The organism is Wolbachia endosymbiont (group B) of Eupithecia inturbata (assembly GCF_964030915.1).
In the GTDB taxonomy this organism is placed as follows: Bacteria; Pseudomonadota; Alphaproteobacteria; order Rickettsiales; family Anaplasmataceae; genus Wolbachia.
In genome coordinates this window covers 1,055,078-1,074,151 of record NZ_OZ034987.1, presented here as the reverse complement: position 1 = coordinate 1,074,151, position 19,074 = coordinate 1,055,078, and the positions used below count along the sequence as shown (strand labels likewise).

14 protein-coding genes and 8 pseudogenes are annotated in these 19,074 nt (G+C 33.9%); 12 read left to right on the top strand and 10 right to left on the bottom strand.

Features of this window, described 5'->3' with window-relative positions; all coding sequences use genetic code 11:
- Positions 1–30: 30 nt before the first annotated feature.
- Positions 31–1,002 carry an IS110 family transposase gene (locus ACQH21_RS05145; protein ID WP_425384015.1) on the bottom strand — a complete coding sequence of 324 codons (972 nt, stop codon included), beginning with the start codon at positions 1,000–1,002 and terminating at the stop codon, positions 31–33.
- Between the two features lie 297 nt (positions 1,003–1,299).
- On the opposite strand from ACQH21_RS05145, the pseudogene ACQH21_RS05140 reads away from it, so the two are divergent.
- Positions 1,300–1,714, top strand: a pseudogene (locus ACQH21_RS05140) (IS6 family transposase); the annotation flags it as partial.
- 36 nt (positions 1,715–1,750) lie between these two features.
- Here ACQH21_RS05140 and ACQH21_RS05135 read toward each other — a convergent pair.
- From ACQH21_RS05135 to ACQH21_RS05115, 5 genes and pseudogenes are all read right to left on the bottom strand, one after another.
- Positions 1,751–1,981, bottom strand: a pseudogene (locus ACQH21_RS05135) (transposase); the annotation flags it as partial.
- A gap of 46 nt (positions 1,982–2,027) precedes the next feature.
- Positions 2,028–3,181: pseudogene (locus ACQH21_RS05130) on the bottom strand (IS3 family transposase).
- Positions 3,182–3,260: 79 nt separating this feature from the next.
- Positions 3,261–3,447 (bottom strand): annotated as a pseudogene (locus ACQH21_RS05125) (IS256 family transposase); the annotation flags it as partial.
- A gap of 226 nt (positions 3,448–3,673) precedes the next feature.
- Entirely contained in the window at positions 3,674–4,432 is a 759-nt protein-coding gene (locus tag ACQH21_RS05120) for a cell division protein FtsQ/DivIB (protein ID WP_010401947.1), read from the bottom strand.
- On the bottom strand, positions 4,413–5,366 hold the full coding sequence (locus ACQH21_RS05115) for a D-alanine--D-alanine ligase (RefSeq protein ID WP_039833309.1): 954 nt from the start codon (positions 5,364–5,366) through the stop codon (positions 4,413–4,415). Before ACQH21_RS05115 ends, ACQH21_RS05120 begins: the two co-directional genes overlap by 20 nt.
- A gap of 402 nt (positions 5,367–5,768) precedes the next feature.
- On the opposite strand from ACQH21_RS05115, the gene ACQH21_RS05110 reads away from it, so the two are divergent.
- The 3 genes from ACQH21_RS05110 (at position 5,769) to ACQH21_RS05100 (ending at position 7,544) form a co-directional block, all read left to right on the top strand.
- Positions 5,769–6,641 carry an IS982 family transposase gene (locus tag ACQH21_RS05110; protein WP_425383942.1) on the top strand — a complete coding sequence of 291 codons (873 nt, stop codon included), beginning with the start codon at positions 5,769–5,771 and terminating at the stop codon, positions 6,639–6,641.
- Between the two features lie 152 nt (positions 6,642–6,793).
- Positions 6,794–7,117 (top strand): hypothetical protein, encoded by a 324-nt coding sequence (locus ACQH21_RS05105; RefSeq protein WP_139686411.1) that lies wholly within the window; start codon positions 6,794–6,796, stop codon positions 7,115–7,117.
- A 166-nt stretch (positions 7,118–7,283) separates the two neighbouring features.
- The gene (locus tag ACQH21_RS05100; protein WP_416603648.1) at positions 7,284–7,544 is read left to right on the top strand and encodes a hypothetical protein; all 261 of its coding nucleotides are present in this window, start codon (positions 7,284–7,286) and stop codon (positions 7,542–7,544) included.
- A 32-nt stretch (positions 7,545–7,576) separates the two neighbouring features.
- On the opposite strand, the gene ACQH21_RS05095 is transcribed toward ACQH21_RS05100, so the two are convergent.
- On the bottom strand, positions 7,577–7,951 hold the full coding sequence (locus tag ACQH21_RS05095; protein WP_010405211.1) for a ferredoxin family protein: 375 nt from the start codon (positions 7,949–7,951) through the stop codon (positions 7,577–7,579).
- Between the two features lie 61 nt (positions 7,952–8,012).
- Here ACQH21_RS05095 and dprA point away from each other — a divergent pair, with 61 nt between their 5' ends.
- The 6 genes from dprA (at position 8,013) to metG (ending at position 14,876) form a co-directional block, all read left to right on the top strand.
- Complete coding sequence (gene dprA / locus ACQH21_RS05090; RefSeq protein WP_425384014.1) at positions 8,013–9,089, top strand: DNA-processing protein DprA; 1,077 nt, start codon at positions 8,013–8,015, stop codon at positions 9,087–9,089.
- Between the two features lie 274 nt (positions 9,090–9,363).
- Positions 9,364–9,504: a hypothetical protein gene (locus tag ACQH21_RS05085; protein WP_010405218.1), complete on the top strand. Its 141-nt coding sequence runs from the start codon at positions 9,364–9,366 to the stop codon at positions 9,502–9,504.
- Between the two features lie 630 nt (positions 9,505–10,134).
- Positions 10,135–10,449 carry a transposase gene (locus tag ACQH21_RS05080; protein ID WP_425384013.1) on the top strand — a complete coding sequence of 105 codons (315 nt, stop codon included), beginning with the start codon at positions 10,135–10,137 and terminating at the stop codon, positions 10,447–10,449.
- A gap of 47 nt (positions 10,450–10,496) precedes the next feature.
- Positions 10,497–11,951, top strand: a complete 1,455-nt coding sequence (locus ACQH21_RS05075) for an IS4 family transposase (protein WP_425384012.1) — start codon at positions 10,497–10,499, stop codon at positions 11,949–11,951.
- Positions 11,952–12,047: 96 nt separating this feature from the next.
- Positions 12,048–12,956 (top strand): hypothetical protein, encoded by a 909-nt coding sequence (locus ACQH21_RS05070; protein ID WP_425384011.1) that lies wholly within the window; start codon positions 12,048–12,050, stop codon positions 12,954–12,956.
- A gap of 390 nt (positions 12,957–13,346) precedes the next feature.
- Positions 13,347–14,876: a methionine--tRNA ligase gene (gene metG / locus ACQH21_RS05065; protein WP_264375458.1), complete on the top strand. Its 1,530-nt coding sequence runs from the start codon at positions 13,347–13,349 to the stop codon at positions 14,874–14,876.
- A gap of 143 nt (positions 14,877–15,019) precedes the next feature.
- On the opposite strand, the pseudogene ACQH21_RS05060 reads toward metG, so the two are convergent.
- A pseudogene (locus tag ACQH21_RS05060) lies at positions 15,020–15,219 on the bottom strand (IS6 family transposase); the annotation flags it as partial.
- Between the two features lie 36 nt (positions 15,220–15,255).
- Positions 15,256–16,486: pseudogene (locus ACQH21_RS05055) on the bottom strand (IS256 family transposase).
- A gap of 72 nt (positions 16,487–16,558) precedes the next feature.
- Between ACQH21_RS05055 and ACQH21_RS05050 the strand changes: the two are divergent.
- Positions 16,559–16,816, top strand: a pseudogene (locus ACQH21_RS05050) (transposase); the annotation flags it as partial.
- Here the strand turns inward: ACQH21_RS05050 and ACQH21_RS05045 are convergent.
- Positions 16,796–17,653, bottom strand: a complete 858-nt coding sequence (locus ACQH21_RS05045) for a TomO hydrophobic C-terminal domain-containing protein (RefSeq protein ID WP_425384010.1) — start codon at positions 17,651–17,653, stop codon at positions 16,796–16,798. The pseudogene ACQH21_RS05050 and the gene ACQH21_RS05045 overlap by 21 nt on opposite strands.
- A 563-nt stretch (positions 17,654–18,216) precedes the next feature.
- Between ACQH21_RS05045 and ACQH21_RS05040 the strand changes: the two are divergent.
- Positions 18,217–19,042, top strand: a pseudogene (locus tag ACQH21_RS05040) (transposase family protein).
- Positions 19,043–19,074 lie beyond the last annotated feature (32 nt).

Here is a 19,074-nt window from a genome sequence, read left to right as displayed (position 1 = left end):
GCTTTAAGTCTGTGTAGACGCACATATTCATTAGCCAATTTCAGTCACCGTTGTGAGAGTATGCAAATTAATTGCTTCTTTAAGTCTTGCATTAGCAATTACTATGATTTTCCGCATTAGAGCTGTTATAGCTACCATTTTCTTCTTACCACTTTCAACAAGCTTAGAATAAAAGGCACCAAGTACAGATTTGGACCTTGCAGCAGACATGGCAGCTGTAAAAAGCTTTTTACGGACATTACTTCTACCACCTATAATCCTTCGATAACCAACAGCTTTACCACTTTCCCTAGGATGAGGTGCAACTCCAGCAAGACTTGCTACTTCCCTTCTGTTTAAGTAACCAAGCTCCGGTATTAAACACAGAAAATCTTGTGATAACTTTTTACCTATTCCAGGAACTGTTTTAAGGATTTTTTGATGTTCTTGTAACTCATGACTTTCATCAATGATTCTTTGTATAGTATTATTTAGTTCATCTATTTGGCCATTAAAAAATTCAATAGTTTTTTGACAACTTTCTCTTATATGGTCGTTTTCAGGTGCTTCCAGTCTACATTTTTCCTGAGTTCTCATTTGCGTGATGTCATCACGACGTTGACAAAGTGCAACTAAGGTTGATTGTTTTTCAGAAGTAGGTACAAATAGAGAGAGAGTTCTATGGCGTTCAAATCCATATTGAGCAAGAGCTCTTGCATCTGATTTATCGGATTTTGCTAAAGTTCCGTGAGATAAAATAAAACTTTTTACTTTACGGGTATTAGCTCGATGTACGGTGATATTCTTGTCAATAAGAAAATGTGACAAACCAAGCTCATATTTTCCTGTATTTTCTAAAGTCACTAAAGAATTAGGTAAGATATCTGAGAACTTTTGACACAATTGTTGCCAACCAGAAGTATTATTGTCAAATTCAACAGCATTCTTCTGCTTGTGAACTGCAACAACATTCTTGAATTTTCCGATGTCAATACCAATAAAATTTTGATAAGATCTAACCATTATAACCTCGATAGTTTTATTAATTTAAGATTGTAAACGGGTGCATATATATGTCCCACACAACTATTCAAACGTATCGAGAGATGGGCTAGTGTACCTTGATGGAAACGGTTGTAATACCAACTTTTTTTCGGTCGCACACGCCCGTGATAGCTCTATTCCTATAGTGAGTAGGGCTATCTTTCCCTCTTATCTCTTTTATATCACATTTTTAACTTACAACCTTTTTTAGGGTTCTGTCGCATTTGTAGGGAAGTAGAAAGAAGAATGATATAATTGTCTAAAAAAAAAGCAAAGATGTTTCGTATCAATCAAAAATTGTTGCCATATTTCAAAGGATTTAGCTTTTCAGCGGATGTTATCTGTATACATGAAATGTCGATTCTCTTTGAGCTATCGAGATTTGGAAGAAATGATGAGTATAAGGGGAGCAAAATGCTACGTTACAAAGGTGGGTTATCACCACTGATAGATGAGGCAGTAAGGAAAAGAAAGAAGCAGGTTGGTAGTAGTTGGAGAGACTTACATTAAATTAAACGGTAAATGGGTTTATTTATATATTGTAGACTTCCTCTTGTGTGTTAGTAGAGACAAGTCTGCAGCACTTGCATTCTTTCGTAAAGCCTTCAGGAGTAACTATCTTCCTGAGAAAATTGTAATTGATAAAAGCGGCAGTAATACTGCTGCTCTTGATGATTTGAATGCAGAAATTTCGGGAGTGTTAAATAAACTGTGTCAAATCGCATTTTTAGTTCAACTCGATTTTTAACCTACCAGGAAAAAAGATATCAAGTTGAGATATAGTTAGAGCCCAATCATGTATAGGCATAGTCCATTTCTCTCCTGCCTTCTTTATAGCACAATATACCTATTCATACAAGGCATTTGTGCTAGTAAATGAGCCCTTAGTTTTAGTAAATTTTCTGATCTGTCTATGTAACCCTTCAATAGGATTTGTGGTATAAATTAACTTTCTTACAGTGACCTTACCCAGAAAAAGTAGACAGAAAGTTAAGACGTTTTTGCTATGAGAATGATGAATCAAAAAGCTCAGGAATGCAATAGTTAATAGTAGAATGTCTACGCTGTTTATTATAAAAAATTTCTATATATTCAAATATTGCGGTTTTAGCTTGTTGTGCAGAGTGTTGTGAAGTATCAATGAGTAACTCTCTCTTAAGTGAACTAAAAAAGCTCTCTGAAACAGCATTATCATAACAACAACCTTTGTGACTCATACTAGAAGTAATATTTTTTGTACTTAGTAAAAATTGATAATTTTTAGAGGTGTATTGCGATCCTTGATCGCTATGAAATAGTAGATTTTTAGCAGATTTGCGCCTACCAATAGCCATGAATAACGCATCTATAACTAATTGCCTATTTACTGCATTACTCATTGACCAGCCAATCACCATGCGTGAATATAAATCTATTATTGCTGCCAAATATAACCATCCTTCATTAGTTTTTATGTACGTAATATCAGTTACCCATATCTTGTTAGGTTGATCAGCGATGAAATTCTGATTTAATATGTTAGGAGTTATAACTCTATTGTCTATTTGTGGTTTTTTACTTTTAAACTTTCGTCTAAGCTTAGCTTGAATGCCATTTTTCTGCATAACATTTTGCACTGTTTTGATGTTATAATTTTTACCTAAAGCCTTTAATTCAGCGTGAATTTTAGGAGCTCCGTATCTGCATTGTGATGCTCGATATACCTTCTGAATATCTTGTATGAGCTCTTCTCTTATTGATTTTTTGTTGTTTTTTTCCTTAGTAATCCATTTATAATAACCACAAGCAGATACGTTCAAAAATCTGCATAATTCCCGTATTTTATAGCAGTTTTCATGTTCTTTTATAAAAGAATATTTTACTCTTTTTGGTTTGCAAAATATCCCAGGGCTTTTTTTAAAATGTCTCTTTCCCTCGTTACTCTTGCCAGCTCTTTCTTTAAATCAAACTTTTCTTTGTCACAATGAGCTACTTTCCCTTTTCCTGGAAACGCATCTACTCCAGACATTCTATCATTGTATGTTTTTACCCATCTGCTTAATGAATCACCGCTAATACCCAAATCTCTTGCTATTTTTGCTGATGATTGACCTGTTTCTTTTACTAGTCTTATAGCTTCAATTTTGAATTCTGCTGTATATTCTTTTCTTTTTGTCATACCACACCTCTTTGAAAAAACGTTTTATTTTACTTCAAAAACGTCTTAACTTTCTGTCTACTTTTTCTGGGTAAGGTCAGTTGTTTTCTTCGCTTTCAGCCGACAAATGGTTTTCTATCTCGCCTTCCCTCTAGCAGTTTTTTTATAAATGGTGTTAATGCTCCATCTCTTCCTGTCAATGGTCTTCCTTCTCGTATAGATGATAAGATATTTGTTTCTAATTCTTTATAGTCTACCAAACCGGTAGTTGTGTTTGCTTGACTCATTGTCAAACCTCCATTTTTTTATCAATTTATTACTTTACTTCTCGGTTTGACACAGTTTATTTAACACTCCCCTTTTTGTTTAGTAATGGTTAATGCTTCCTTCTATAATGCAAAATCCATACTCACCCAACCCAATCAATTACTTGCAATCTGGATTCCAGTTTTAAGCTACTCGTATGACAGAGAAAGGGCTACTTGCATGAAATGAAAAGGAGCACCGAGCAGATCACTTCTTCACAAAGATCTTATCAGCAACACGCATATCAATTATGCTCCAATTGCTAAAAGTAAAGTCGGTTGTATTTTGCAAGTGGCTTAAATAATCCCATGCGCTATAAGGATTATCTTCAGGCAATTTTACTGTGGCACTGTTATCGAGTATGATATTCCATCTTCTATTGCCTACATAAACACAAGAAGAAATATGATCACTTAATTGAGTTTTCCTCTCTAGTATATCTTTAATGAATTTTAGGCTTGATAACGAATTTTGTCCTTTGATTATAACGAGGTTATCTATCTGGTAATCATCTACGATTACTTTACCTTCAGAGTCAATTACTGAAGTTCTGTTATCATCTTTCCAAAGAGCAAAAGGTTTGTGTTCATTTACATCAATGCGTAAGGTGTTGGGTAAAATCCTATAAATTCTTACATGTTTTATCCATTCGCTTACAGATTGTATATTATCTGTTAGTTTTGAGAGTGATACATACATGATAGGTTGTGTTCTATCTACTAAACTTAGAATGTCCTGTTCATTTGTAAATTTGTTTCCAGTAACGGTTACTTTGTCGATTGAAAATCCATTGCTAATTAATAAGCTCGATAAGCGATCGTTACACCAAGTAAAGTAGTAATTGAATCGATTTGTTATTTTATCAAGTGAACTATAAAGTACTAGTGTAAGGAAAAGTGCAGTTATAATCATGAAAGCACACTTGCGCAAAAAACTCCTTTGGCTTCTAGTAACATTGTTCAACATCGGCTTGATCTCTAATATTCTTGTGGTGTAAACTGTCTTTAACAATAATTTTAATTAATTCATTAAAATCAATTCCTTTTGTCAATTTTGCAATTTCTGGTACTAACGATAATTCAGTAAAGCCAGGATGTGTATTAATCTCAAGCATTTTTAAAGTGTTATTTTGGGGATTATAACGGAAGTCTGAGCGGGAAACAGTTTTGCATCCTAAAAATTGATGAACTTTTAGTGCGTGTTCCAAGGTCATTCTATATATGTTGTCAGGAATTTTAGCAGGAAATATATGTTCTGCAAATCCATCTGTATACTTTGCTTCATAATCATAGAATTTATTTTTTGGTCGTATTTCCATAGTGCCAATTGCTTCATTCAGCAACACAGCAGTATGTAACTCTATACCCGGTATGTATTCTTCTATGATCATCTTTTCCATTATAGTAGAACTGTTATTTTTCAGCTCTAAGTAATCCTCATGTGAGAAAATCATGTGTACTCCAATGCTTGAGCCTTCGTTAATCGGTTTTAAGACGTACGGATAATCAACTTTAATATTATTTTTTAGCACATCTTCTCGACTAATTACATAACCTCTTGGAGTGTCGATATTAAGAGAATGGAATATATGCTTTGACATCACTTTATTCATAGCAACAGCCGAAGCCATAACTTCTGAGTGTGTATATTTTATACCTAAAATCTCCAGTAAACCTTGAATACAGCCATCTTCACCATAAGGTCCATGTAGAGCAATAAAAGCAAGAGCGGGATTAGTTTTTTTAAGCTTTTGAGCAATGTTGCTATCAACATCTATTTCTATTGCATTATATGAAAGGCTATCAAGCGCCTTCTTTACTGCTTTTCCGCTCATAAGCGATATTTCTCTTTCGCAAGAAAATCCACCACTTAAAATTGCTATAGTTGGAACCATAAGCACCCTAGTATTTTGCTATATATCATATATAAAAGATACTTTTATCTTCAATAGAAAAAACGCTTTGAAAAATTCCACAGCTGTACAGATATTGCAATTTGCAGGTGGCAAGTAGTTTTATGTAAACTGGTTCCTTTGTGATCAGACACCAGATTGCAAGTAATACATTGGGTTTTGCATTATAGAATAGGGTTATTGCAAAACATATTTCCTTCAAACGTAAATGGTGTCCCTATATCCTATTGTAACGATAGTTACTTCATGTTTTTGGTGTCTGTATAATACACATCGCCAACTCTTAGTCTTCTAAACCCTTTAAACCCCAGTTGCGGATTAGAAATCAGTGAAAAAGCCAGGAAAATAGGGTAACCTCGGAAAATTATTTACAAAATAGAGAGGTTACCAATGAATGAAAATATAACAGAATTATTTTGCCTGATCGACGATTTTTGCAATTCAGTTGACAAGAATTTTGCAGAAAAACTTCTACCAAGTAGCAAAAAACCAACCAGGACGCCAGAGATTACGCATTCAGAGATTCTTACCATAATATTGCTATATCACCAATCCAAGTGCGACAATTTTAAAATTTTCTATGTGCATTATTTGAAATTATTATACGAATCAGCGTTTCCAAAATTGCCATCCTATAGTAGGTTTATTAGGCTAAAATCTAGGGTTTTATGGTATTTAGTGCTCTTAATGCAATGGTTTTGCGAACAGTCAAAAGTGACAGGGATTTCGTACATAGATGCAACATCTATCGCTGTTTGCCATCCAAAAAGGACCTCGAGAAATAAAGTTTTCAAAGGGTTGGCAAAGATTGGAAAGACTACCTATGGGTGGTTTTTCGGTTTTAAACTACATCTAGTAATCAACGAAGCTGGCGAAATTCAAGGGGTTACGGTGACAAAAGGCAACATTGATGATAGAAAACCTGTGCCAAATTTAACTCAGAAATTGACTGGATTATTGTTTGGAGATAAAGGATATATCAAAAAAGATCTTTTTCACGAATTATTCGATAGAGGGTTAAAGCTTGTAACCAGTATAAAAAAGGGTATGAAAAACTCATTAATGGCGCTAAATGAGAAGATTTTGTTAAGAAAAAGATCGATTATTGAGACAGTTTTTGGCTCTCTGAAAAACAACTTTGAGATTGAGCATACAAGACATAGATCACCGATAAATTTTTTGGTACACATTTTTTCTACGCTTGTTTCATATTCCATGCAGCCGAAAAAGCCCTGCATTTCTAAGCTTTACTTCGTTGGCTAATCCGCAACTGAGGTTTTAAAGCTATGGTGCAAGATTCACTGAATCAACTGTAAGACGTTCCTGTATTGCTTTATTTACTTTTGATTCCATATTTAATATAGTATTAATACTTTTATACTATATTAAATATAATATTAATTAAGGAGAATATTATGTCAGAAAAAGATAATAATCAATGTTCATTAAGTGAAGTTTGTATTAAATCAATCACTGGACCGTTATGGGGAGCGCATTATAACTCAAAGAAGACAATTGAAACAATTAAAGAAGATTTCAAGAATCTAAGCAATAATATTCATTTAACCAATACCAAGTTATGGGGAGAGTATGGTAATTTAAAGAAGACAATTGAAACAATTCAAAAAGATTTCGAGAATCTGAACAATGAACTTAAACCAGACAATATTGATAGTAATATATCATCTGCTGATATATTTTCTGATGAAACGCACATTTACGATTCAATGTCTATTTAACCAAAAAGATGTGAGGCTTCTTTTGTACTCTCTATTTATTCTGAACTTTTCAATAAAGTAATAAACGTATCTGAAAAGTAATTATGCTAATATAAATATTACAATTTTATTAACACATAAATGCTACCGTGGAGTTAGTTTTTTAATTTAGGAGTATATTATGGTTATGTCTACACAAAACTCGAATTCATTAACGTTTCAGGCACGCAACCTATCTCATATTTGCCATAAAAACTGTGAAGAGGCGTTCAATGAAACAGACAAACCTCTGTGCAAGGCTAGATGTGATACTTTCTTTCCAGTGCCTGAACTTCGTTCACAAATTAGTGAGAAATTAATAGACATTGCAAACAATCTCCGTTTTGAGAGTGCACAATTATCGTCTATGGCAGATGAAATAGATGCTTACAATTCAATGTCTATTTAATCAAAAAAGTGTGAGTCCACTTTCGTACTCTATTACCCTAAATTTTCGTCAAAATAAGCTGTTTTATCCTTTTTTTCTTTATACTCTTCTGCTGTATCTAGGGGTTGCTTTTTAGCTGTGACATTTGGCCACTTTTGCGAATATTCTACATTTATGTTGTAAAATGATTTAAAGATTTTTTGTTCATTGTTCAGTAAGCCTTCATCTAGCTCTAGAATATCTTTTATGGAATCATCAGTTACAATTGCATCTACTGGACATTCAGGTATACACACTCCACAATCAATACACTCATCTGGGTTAATCACGAGCATATTTTTACCTTCATAAAAGCAGTCAACGGGACATACTTCTACACAGTCCGTATATTTACATTTTATGCATTTATCTGTAACAAAATGCGTCATAAAATACTGTATATTTGCATTATCTTGGGTACACTAAACTGATAAGAAATTCAAGCCTTTTATGAAGATAAATAAATTAAATAACGAAGAATTAGAAATATGGCTAAGCTTGGCTAGAACTGTGGGACCAGTAAAGTTTTTTAGTATACTAAGAGCATGTGGCTCACTAGATGAAGTGCTTAAGTATCTTAATGAATTGGCTAACAAGGATTATGGAATTAAAAATGTACAAGAAGAAATTAAGAATGCAGAAAAAATTGGAGCCAAAATAATACCAGCATGTGATCCAGATTACCCTGACATTTTAAGGAATATACCGAGTTGTCCTCCTGTAATAACTACACTTGGTGATATATCATTGTTAAGCCGTGAGATAATTGCAATAATCGGTGGACGTAATTCTTCAATCAATGGAAGAAATTTTGCCAATAAGTTGGCACTTGATTTAAGCGAAGTTGGTTTCATCGTAATTTCTGGACTTGCAAGAGGGATCGATACTGCAGCAAACAGTGTAATATACAAAAATCACCCAACCATTGCTGTCACAGCAAACGGAATTGACGTAGTATACCCAAGAGAAAATTTTGATCTATACAAAAGAATCACTGAAAATGGCGGGTTAGTAATTACTGAGCTTCCATTTGCTACTAAACCAAAGCCTCAGTATTTTCCCCAAAGAAACCGAATTATATCTGGCCTTTCACTCGATGTTGTGGTAATTGAAGCATCAAAAAAGTCTGGTTCTCTCATCACAGCAGATTTTGCTTTGAATCAAGGAAGAGAGGTGTTTGCAGTTTCTGGTTTCCCTTTAGATTCACGCTGTAGTGGTAGTAATTATTTAATTAAGAACGGCGCTAAACTTGTTGAATCCGCTGATGATATAGTAGAGAGCGTGAGATTTAGTTTACCTCTTCAGCAAAAAAATCTATTTGATACCGTTGCTGACCAAAAACAAGAAAAATTACAACAGGCAAAATCTGTTATAGTTGATCATATTAACTCTGTACCTGTTGATATAGATGAACTTATATTAGCAAGCGGACTTTCTACCAATATAGCTCTAATGGCTCTTTTGGAACTAGAGACGGAAAATAAAATAGAGCGTTTGCCGGGGAATAAAATATCATTAATTTTCTAGATTGCTTTAGTTATAAATCCACAACCGTACAAACATTATGATTTGAGTCCACCAAGAAAGATGTCATTCCAGCGTGTGACGCTGGCTTTCCGTAATCTCACTAAAAACGTTGTATTTTTACATAACTTTTATACTTACTAACTTAATATATAATCAGAATTCCTAATATATAATCAGAATTCCTAGATTCCAGACTCATGCATCAATAGACCTGCTGCAAAAGGTAATGATAAAATGATGGAAGAGGAATAAGCAGATAGAGTAAGGTAAAAAAATGAGCTTTAGTTACTACAATATAAAGAAACACCCAAGAAATTTTCGTAATATAACAGGCTTAACTGTAGAAGAATTTGAAAAGGTGATAGAAAAAGTGGGGAACGTTCAAAAAAGTGTGTCAAGCCGAAAAGAAAAGTAATAAATTGATATAAAAAATGGAGGTTTGAAATGAGTCAAGCAAATAGAACTACCGGATTAGTAGACTATAAAGAACTAGAATCAAATATTTTATCATCTATAGCTAACCCAAGAAAGGTTTAGCTATATGGCAAAATTGGTTAGAATGGTATAATAAGTAATGAGAAAGAAGAAGATGCCAAGTCCATATAGTGAGGATCTGAAAGAACGTGTTCTCAAAGGAGTCGATAAAAAAACAATGACGATAAAAAAATCAGTCAAATATTCAAAGTGAGCATAAAACCAATATATTTGTGGAGGAAAAGGAAAAAAGAAACAGAAACCATCTTCAGGCTATCACAAAGGATATGGTCATAAGATTAAAGACTTAGATAGATTTGCCAAATTTCTGGATGGAAATTAAGATATTAGAATTGAAAAGATAATTGAAGAATTTGGTAATATGTGTAGAAGCACAGTATATAACTACCTTAGCAAAGTAAACTATACATATAAAAAAAACTTTTCTTTATCGAGAAAGAGATAAAGAGAAACGCAAAGAGTTCATAAAAAAAGTAGAAGAAATAAATAAAGGAAACTTGATATACATAGATGAGTCTGGAATAGAGGACAATGAATTTTATGAATATGGGTGGTCTCAAAGAGGCAAGAGGTTATTTGCCCAGGGTTTAAAAGAAAGAGGGTAAGCATAATTGGAGCACTGAATGAAGGAAAAGTTAAAGCATCATGGATAATTGATGGCTACTGCAACAGGGAGATTTTTGATGCTTATGTAGAAAATGTACTTGTTCCTGTATTTAAACCTGGACAGACTATTGTTCTCGACAATGCGAGCTTTTATAAATCTGCAAGGATGAAAAATTTGATAGAAAATATTGGGTGTAAAATTTTGTTCTTGCCTCCATACTCGCCAGATTTAAATCCTCACTTTTACCCACAAGTATAAAAAGCAAGTAAGATAGAGAAAAATATACTGAGTAAGATGAGGTAAAAATGTGTGAAGTAAATAGAAATGTACAATGTGCTGATGGCTTAGGAGATAAATGGCTAGAAAAAGAGTTGAGACATGTTAATCTGGGAGATGTAAGGCTTAATAAAAGACTTATTAAAACAAGCTATTTAATAGAGAATAAGGCGTCTGGGTCAATTAATCAAAGCTGTGTAGGATGGAAAGAAGCTAAAGGTGCATACAGATTATTTAGCAATGAAAAGCTTGAAGCTAAGGAAATTTATTCTTCCCATTATAAAGAAACTATAGAAAGGATAAAAGGAGATGAGATTGTATTTTCAGTTCAAGATACAAGTTATTTGGATTTTGACTCTCATATAAAGACTAAGGGTCTAGGTAGTATTTCTAAAGCCTATACAAAACATAAAAAGGGTTTGTTATTGCACAGTGCCTTAATAGTTAACAAAGACGGATTACCTTTAGGGCTATCTTCTCAACAGTGTTGGGCACGTTCTATCAGGGAAGAAACAGCGCAAGAAAAAGCAAACAGGAAATACCGTACTGCTATAAAGGAGAAAGAAAGCTATAAATGGATAGCGGCACTAAAAGAAACCCTAAATAACCTCGCAGAAGGTGCACAGCTTGTTACTATTGGTGATAGGGAAGCAGATATTTTTAAGTTTTTATGGACTATTGAATCATTGGATAGTTTTTATGTAATCCGCAACCGAACTAATAGGAAATTCATCTGTATTGAAGGGGGAAAAACGGATTTGCAAACACGTATAACTCAACTGCCTGTAAAAAGGGAAATTGTTTTGAATGTTGCTGAAAATAAATACCAAATCTCAAGAAAAGCTAACATTGAAGTCAGGTATATGAAAGGCTATATACCTATCAGATCTTCTTACATTTATGGATCGAAAGATACAGAGCATAAAATAAGTGATAAAATCGCTATATATGTAGTAAGTGCCAAAGAAACAAATCCTCCTGAAAGAGTAGAAGCTATTGATTGGACTTTGCTGACTAATGTACCAGTTAATAGCACTTTAGATGCTATAGAAAGGATCAATTGGTATAAGCTAAGATGGAAAATCGAGGAGTATTTTAGGATTTTAAAATCAGGATGTAAGGTAGAAAGCTCTCGTTTAGCTACAAAAGAAAGATTAGAGAAATTAATCGCTATAAAGAGCATTATTGCATTTAAAATTTTATATTTAACAAAAGTCGCTTTATCGAATCCCATGGAGGTTTGTACCAAGGTTTTAAGTAATGAAGAGTGGAAAACCCTTTACATACGTGAGCATAAAGTAGCCAAATTGCCAGAAGAACCTCCAAACATAAAACAAGCTATTATTTGGTTAGGAAAATTAGGTGGATTTATGAATAGAAAAAGTGATAATTTACCAGGAACTATGACTCTATGGCGTGGTTATGAAAACCTCAGGGAAAGCATGGTTATGCTTCGCATAATGACCTCTCAAAGTTGTGGGTAAAAGTGAGGGTATTAGGGTATGGTTGAATTGACAAGAAAACGTTACTCTGTTATAATAATTCTTTATTAATTTAATCTTAATTCTGGGGGAATTTTTATGCGTAGTAGTGTTTTAAAAAGGTATGCACTTGCCTATATAAAAGAAAATGGCAGTGACAATGGTGTTCAAGAATTTTTACGTTCTCGTGGTATGCAAAATATTGAGAACTGGAGTGATAAAATTTTTGAAGATGCGTATAAGGAATTTAAGCTCAGTAATCTAACTAATGAGCAGAACAGTACAGAATATGATAGAAGCAATAGGCAACAAACTACAGGCCCTCAAGTCACGCACGTACATATAAACGATAATAGAGGTTTAGATTTTTGGGATTATTTACTACTTAGCAACCTGTTTGGTGGTCGTACTACAGTTATAAATAACCCTGGTTTTGATACTGTTGGCTACCAAAGCAGAGAAGATAAGAAAAAAGACTCAGAAGACAGCAGGAAATTATTAGCTTTAGGGATAGTAGCTGTAGTTGCGTGTGTTGCTTTCCATGCTTTAATGTGTGTTTGGTACAATAGCAGCGAAAAAACGGCTAGAAAGTCAGAAAAAATAGATTATCTAGATAGTCAACTTAAAATGTTCAGAAATATAGAATTTGCAGTTGGTGCAATTTCTTTAGCAGCTTTGATAGGTTGCGCTATTAACCCAGTCTTACCAGTTTGGGGTTTAGTCATTCTTGGCATTAATTCTCTTGTGTGTCTTGCTGGTGGTGTGGCTTTTCATATGAAGCATGAGAAAGAGTCAGAAAATATTAAGAAGGCTGAAGAAGCGGTAATTAACTATCATAAATCAGGACCTGGATATGATTTGGGAGATTCTTCTCATCGCGAGGCACCACCTCCTTACGATTTTAATACTGCTCCAACTGCTCCTTCTTATGATGACACCAGACCTAGTGGGTTGTTTTCTCATTCTAATGCGGAAAAACATTCTGGAAATCATGGATGTAATGTATGAACATAGATTTTAGAAGGTAAATTGTACAGCAAATAGTGTCATTCCAGTGCTTGACACTGGAATCCAGCTTTTTTGTAATTTTATTGAACATGTTGTATAGTCGTTTGTTTACAATTAATTTTTCTGGATCCCAGTGTCTGGGCACTGGGATGACATTTTTGTGTTTGAGGCAAAATCTGCTATAATATTTAACACACTGCTTTCACAGATGAATGTTTGTACAGTTGTGAAGTTATGGACAACAATATCATAGCAACTCAAACGTAAGTTACTCACATTATACCGCTGCAAAACGCAGCGGTATAATGGCTTTTCAGATTGCTTGTACGATAGGATATATATTGATTTTTATTACTAGTGCAGATACGATAAAGCTTTAAGCACTACAAGATGGAGCAATTTGAGAGCTTTTACATCACTACGCCAATATATTACGTAAACGACAAGCCACATATCGGCCACGCATATACTTCCCTTATCTGTGATGTTACAGCTAGATTTATGAAATTAGCTGGAAAGAACGTCAAATTTACCACTGGTACAGATGAACATGGACAGAAAATTGAAAAAGCGGCTAAGGTAAAGGGAATAGAGCCAAAAGAATTTACAGATGAAATAAGTGTTACGTTCAGAAAATTGGCTGAGCTAATGAACTTTGATTATGATGATTTTATTCGCACCACAGAAGAACGTCATGAAAAAGCAGTTATAGCTCTATGGAATAGGCTTGAAGAGAGAGGGCAAATATATCTGGATTCTTACTCAGGTTGGTATTCAGTTCGTGATGAAGCGTTTTATCAGGAATCAGAGTTGATAGATGGCAGAGCACCAACAGGTGCTGAAGTTCAGTGGATAAAAGAAGAGAGCTACTTTTTTCGTTTGTCAAGTTGGCAAAATAAATTACTAGAGTTATACGAAAATCAGCCGAATTTCATCTTTCCTGAGAGCAGAAAAAACGAGGTGGTATCGTTTGTAAAATCAGGACTTACTGACCTTTCGATTTCTCGTACTAGTTTTAATTGGGGAATAAAAGTACCAGGGAATGACAAGCACGTAATTTATGTTTGGATAGATGCGCTCACTAACTATCTCACATCAATAGGCTTTCCTAATATAGAAGATGAGGAATATAAGAAATTTTGGACAAACTCCTTCAACGTTCATGTGATCGGTAAAGACATATTGCGTTTTCACGCTGTATACTGGCCAGCGATCCTCCTTGCAGCAGATTTATCACTGCCAAAGCAAATTGCAGTTCATGGTTGGTGGCTGAACGAGGGGGAAAAAATATCCAAATCCCTTGGTAACGTTATAGATCCAATTGGTCTGGCAGAAGAGTTTGGTGTTGATCAACTACGCTATTTTCTCCTTCGGGAAGCAAGTTTCGGTCAAGATGGTAATTTCAGTAAGAAGAACATGATCAGCCGCATAAACTCAGAGCTGGCAAACAATATAGGCAATTTAGTGCAAAGAACAATTTCATTTCTGCACAAGCAATGCTTTGGAGTTGTACCAGTGGTCGATCGCAATTTGCTTAAAGATGATGAGAGTTTACCAAATTGCAAAGCCATAATTGATCAAGTAATGGATCATCTATCAAAGTATGAATTTAACCAGATTATACTCCTGATTATCAATATCTCTTCCAAGGCCAATGCTTACATAGATAAAAGTGCACCCTGGACACTCAGTAAAACCGATAGAGAGCGCATGGATTTAGTAATCTACAAATTACTTGAATACATTAGAATGATTGGCATTTTGCTGCAGCCAATTGCTCCAAAGTCAGCAAAAATGATACTCGATCAGTTGCAAATTCCAAAAGAACAACGTGATTTAAAATCTCTGTGCAACGCATGTGTAAGCTTAGGCATTACACTGCCTAAACCTACGCCGATTTTTTTGAGGATCGATATTTAAAGAATCCTTAGTAAGCCGTTACAAGACTAGACTGAGTTGGCCGTTCTGTAGTTAGCCTTTTTAATTCAACAGAGTCAAAAAAAAGGTTCTGTCGCATCTATAAACCATAGGAAAGAAGATCATTAAAGGTGGGATTATAGGAGTTATGAAGCCATTAACATAGCAAAATTCTCAAAAGTAGAAACATTATTTTAATAATTTGTCTTTTTTGAATCATACGAATATTTTCTATGCCTGTGATGGTAATCTTTGCGGAATGGAAGCTTTTAAACCCAAGCATTGGCTTTATTAGTTTTTTGATAAATCTATCAACAATATTATTTAGATATTTTATTTGAAGAACTGGGGAATGTTCAAAAAAGTGTGTCAAAGCGAATTTTTAGTTCAACTCAATTTTTAACCTATCAGGAAAAAAGATATCAAGTTGAGATATAGTTAGAGCCCAATTAGGCAAAGCCATAGCCCATTTTTGCTCTATCTTTTTTATAGCACAATATACCAATTTGTACAAGGCATTTGTACTGGTAAATGAACCTTTGGTTTTAGTAAATTTTCTGATTTGTCTGTGCAACCCCTCAATTGGATTGGTGGTATAAATTAGCCTTCTAACAGGGCCAGAATACTTAAAATAACTAGACAAATTTTCCCAATTGTTTTGCCACGATTTTATGACTAAAGGATATTTTTCACCCCATTTTTCCTCCAGTTCAAGTAAATAATTTTCGGCGATTTCTCTACTTGTAGCACGGTATATTTTTTTCAAATCATTCATAAAAACTTTTATATCTTTGCTGGATACGTATTTTAGTGAATTTCTTATTTGGTGCACAATGCATAACTGTACCTCAGCATTGGGAAATACGCTATTTATAGCTGTAGGGAAGCTTTTCAGACCGTCAACACAAGCTATCAAAATGTCTTCTACTCCTCTCTCTTTTAAGTCATTTAATACGCCTAGCCAGAAGTTAGCTCCCTCACTTTCTGCTAAGTAAAAACCCAGTACTTCTTTTCTGCCATTTTGGTCTATTCCTAATATATTGTACATGCATTTACTTATGCAATGTCCATTCTCTTTGACCTTAAAAAACATCCCATCCATAAATACTATCGGGTATACTGATTGTAGGGGACGACTCCTCCATTCATTGATTATAGGCAGTAATTTATCTGTAATTCCAGATATCTCTGCTGCAGATATTTTATGGTCATAGATTTCTTCCACATAGGATGCTATATCCCTGTATCCCACACCGCTTGCAAACATGTTCAAGACCTTTGTTTCAAGTTCTGGATGTAAGCTTGTTTGCCTTTTTTTCACTATCTGTGGTTCGAAACTTCCCTCTCTATCTCTTGGTGTCAATAGTTCAAATACTCGTCTTCAAAGTTTTGCCATTCTTTCCGTTTCTTCGATTCTTTTCTTCTCTTTCATTGGATAAATGATGCTCTATTTCACCTTCTAGACTTGCTTCCAGCAGCCTTTTTACAAATGGTGTTAATGCTCCATCTCTCCCCATCAATGGTTTACCTTCCCTTATTGATGACAGTATATTTGCTTCCAGCTCTTTGTAATCTACCAGGCCAGTCGTTCCATTTTCTATTTTGTAACTCATATATCAAACCTCTATTTTTTGTTTCTATTTTATTTTTATTTCTCGGTTTGACACACTTTTTTGAACATTCCCTCTAGTTATTTTAAGTATTCTGGCCCTGTTAGAAGGCTAATTTATACCACCAATCCAATTGAGGGGTTGCACAGACAAATCAGAAAATTTACTAAAACCAAAGGTTCATTTACCAGTACAAATGCCTTGTACAAATTGGTATATTGTGCTATAAAAAAGATAGAGCAAAAATGGGCTATGGCTTTGCCTAATTGGGCTCTAACTATATCTCAACTTGATATCTTTTTTCCTGATAGGTTAAAAATTGAGTTGAACTAAAAATTCGCTTTGACACACTTTTTTGAACATTCCCGAGTAAACTGCAATAGCTATCCCTGAAATAATTACAGCTACTACAAGTGCAGAAGTAGCTACAATATACATTTTTTTATTTTGAGAAATCACATTATTTTCTTTCGGTTTACTTTCTTCTGGATAATGATTGTTCATCTTTGCAAGATATTTTGTCAACGCCATCCAAAACTCATATTTAGTAGATTTTTCTTGTTTTTTTATTTTCTTTGCTAGCTCTTTTACTACTTTGCTATCTGCAAATGCTTTTATATATGTTCCTCGAATAACAGGACAAAAAGTTTGAGAGAATCGTCTGTGACATATATACCCAATAGTCTGAAAACGTTCATTTTTTATCGAGTATGTTAGTATATTAATTAAACTCTTTAAAAGAACTTGCTGTCCTTCCAGGTTGTTTTTTATATTCCTTTCAACCAAGTCTAACATTTTTTTTATAAGTTGCTTGTTATCAATTAATGAAGCTATAGCTAAAATTGCTTCGATCTGTCCTACTTTTCCACTAATGATCTGATTAAGACTTCTTTCATTAAGCTTGGCAATATCATTGCTTACAATTATAAGGGCATTTTTATATATTTCCCGAGTAATTGGGAGTAATGAATCATGGTACTTGCATCCATTTTCAGTGAGTTTTTGTGTAAAACGTTCGGATAGATTTATAATAGTTGAAACATCTTGTTTATCTATAGCCTCCCTTAAAAAAAGAACCAACGTTTCCTTTAAGTTAGTTTGTTTATCTATATCCATTGAAATTTTAGGATCACTTGCTACATCTAATATTTCTCTCCACTCTAAAGTCATAATTTTTTCTATTAAAATAATATGGTTTAATTATTTGCTATTTTTATGAAAAAATCAAGACTTATATATTTTTTTATATTATATATAAGATTATTAATATTCATTTTAGCTTCAGAAACGTACTAAAAATTAGTGTGACAAAAATCTTGAATGTTTACTTTTTTAACAAGTAAAAAACGTCATATATTTTTGAGAATAAGCCGCGTAAAACAGGGTTGTAAAAATAAAAACGTAAAGTTATTGCAACAAAGCTAAGCAAACTAGTTTATATGTAAATTTAGCGAAAGTGAGCTAATACAGCTGATTTTAGCGCACAGTGAAATTGCCATATAAAAAAGTTCGTACTGGTTATTTGGTAGACCAATTGATTCCAAGAAAAACACTTCTCACCACCATTAGTTTTGAACACTGGAAATGGTCATATTGTTTAGGTTCTTAATAATACTTAATATTAAATTAACAGTAATCCATTTGAGAATAGCAAAAGACCTGCTGCAAAAGGTAATTGAAAAAGTGATGCGAGAGAGGTAGAAGAAGAATAAGCAGATCGAGTAAGGTAAAAAATGAGCTTTAGTTACTATAAAATGAAGAAGCACCCAAGAAACTTTCGTAATATAACAGGTTTAACTATAGAGGAGTTTGAAAAGGTGGTGGAAAAAGTGAGGTCTGAGTGGAAAAAACTTGAAAAACAGAAAAAGTGCCATGGTAGAAGATCACAACTACCAACTCTGGAAGATAAGTTATTTTGCGTAATTTTGTACTATCGCACTTACATAACACATAGATTTTTAGGGTGCCTGTTCAATATGCACAACGCAAATGTATGTAGGTTACTGAAGAAAATAGAGCCATTACTTGCCAAGAAAGTTACTATAACAAAAGATAGAAGTATGACATCAGAAAAAATACTAAAGATTCTGGCTGATGTTACAGAACAGCAAATACAGAGGCCAGAAGATAGTAAAAAACGGAAGAAGTCATATTCAGGAAAAAAAAGAACCAACACTATGAAAACTGAGATTGTTATCGAAGAAGATGGAAGAATTTTATCAGTGTCAAAGTCATATCGTGGTAGAATTAGTGATTTTCGCATAAGGAAACAAGGAAAATATCTACCACTCGATAGCATAAAATATGCCGATTCTGGATATCAAGGTTGGCAAAAATTGCAAAGTAATGTCATATAAAAAGTACCGTAAAAAGCCATTAATTTCAGAGCAGAAAGAGCATAATAGACGATTAGCATCATTTAGAATGAGAGTAGAAAATAAGATCCGTGAGGTAAAGATATTTAAGATTATGTCCCATGTTTACCGCAATTTTCAGAAAAAATATAACCTGAGGTTCAATATTATTGCTGGTATTGTGAATCTTAAGCACTCCTTTTAGTTAACCTTGATTTTAGTCACCCTCCTTCCCTT

Coding starts and splice junctions, on each gene's coding strand:
- ACQH21_RS05105 (WP_139686411.1), top strand. CDS start 6,794: ATGTCAGAAAAAGATAATAATCAATGTTCATTAAGTGAAGTTTGTATT.
- metG (WP_264375458.1), top strand. CDS start 13,347: ATGGAGCAATTTGAGAGCTTTTACATCACTACGCCAATATATTACGTA.
- ACQH21_RS05085 (WP_010405218.1), top strand. CDS start 9,364: ATGAGCTTTAGTTACTACAATATAAAGAAACACCCAAGAAATTTTCGT.
- ACQH21_RS05075 (WP_425384012.1), top strand. CDS start 10,497: ATGTGTGAAGTAAATAGAAATGTACAATGTGCTGATGGCTTAGGAGAT.
- dprA (WP_425384014.1), top strand. CDS start 8,013: ATGAAGATAAATAAATTAAATAACGAAGAATTAGAAATATGGCTAAGC.
- ACQH21_RS05045 (WP_425384010.1), bottom strand. CDS start 17,653: ATGACTTTAGAGTGGAGAGAAATATTAGATGTAGCAAGTGATCCTAAA.
- ACQH21_RS05100 (WP_416603648.1), top strand. CDS start 7,284: ATGTCTACACAAAACTCGAATTCATTAACGTTTCAGGCACGCAACCTA.
- ACQH21_RS05145 (WP_425384015.1), bottom strand. CDS start 1,002: ATGGTTAGATCTTATCAAAATTTTATTGGTATTGACATCGGAAAATTC.
- ACQH21_RS05110 (WP_425383942.1), top strand. CDS start 5,769: ATGAATGAAAATATAACAGAATTATTTTGCCTGATCGACGATTTTTGC.
- ACQH21_RS05095 (WP_010405211.1), bottom strand. CDS start 7,951: ATGACGCATTTTGTTACAGATAAATGCATAAAATGTAAATATACGGAC.
- ACQH21_RS05120 (WP_010401947.1), bottom strand. CDS start 4,432: ATGTTGAACAATGTTACTAGAAGCCAAAGGAGTTTTTTGCGCAAGTGT.
- ACQH21_RS05070 (WP_425384011.1), top strand. CDS start 12,048: ATGCGTAGTAGTGTTTTAAAAAGGTATGCACTTGCCTATATAAAAGAA.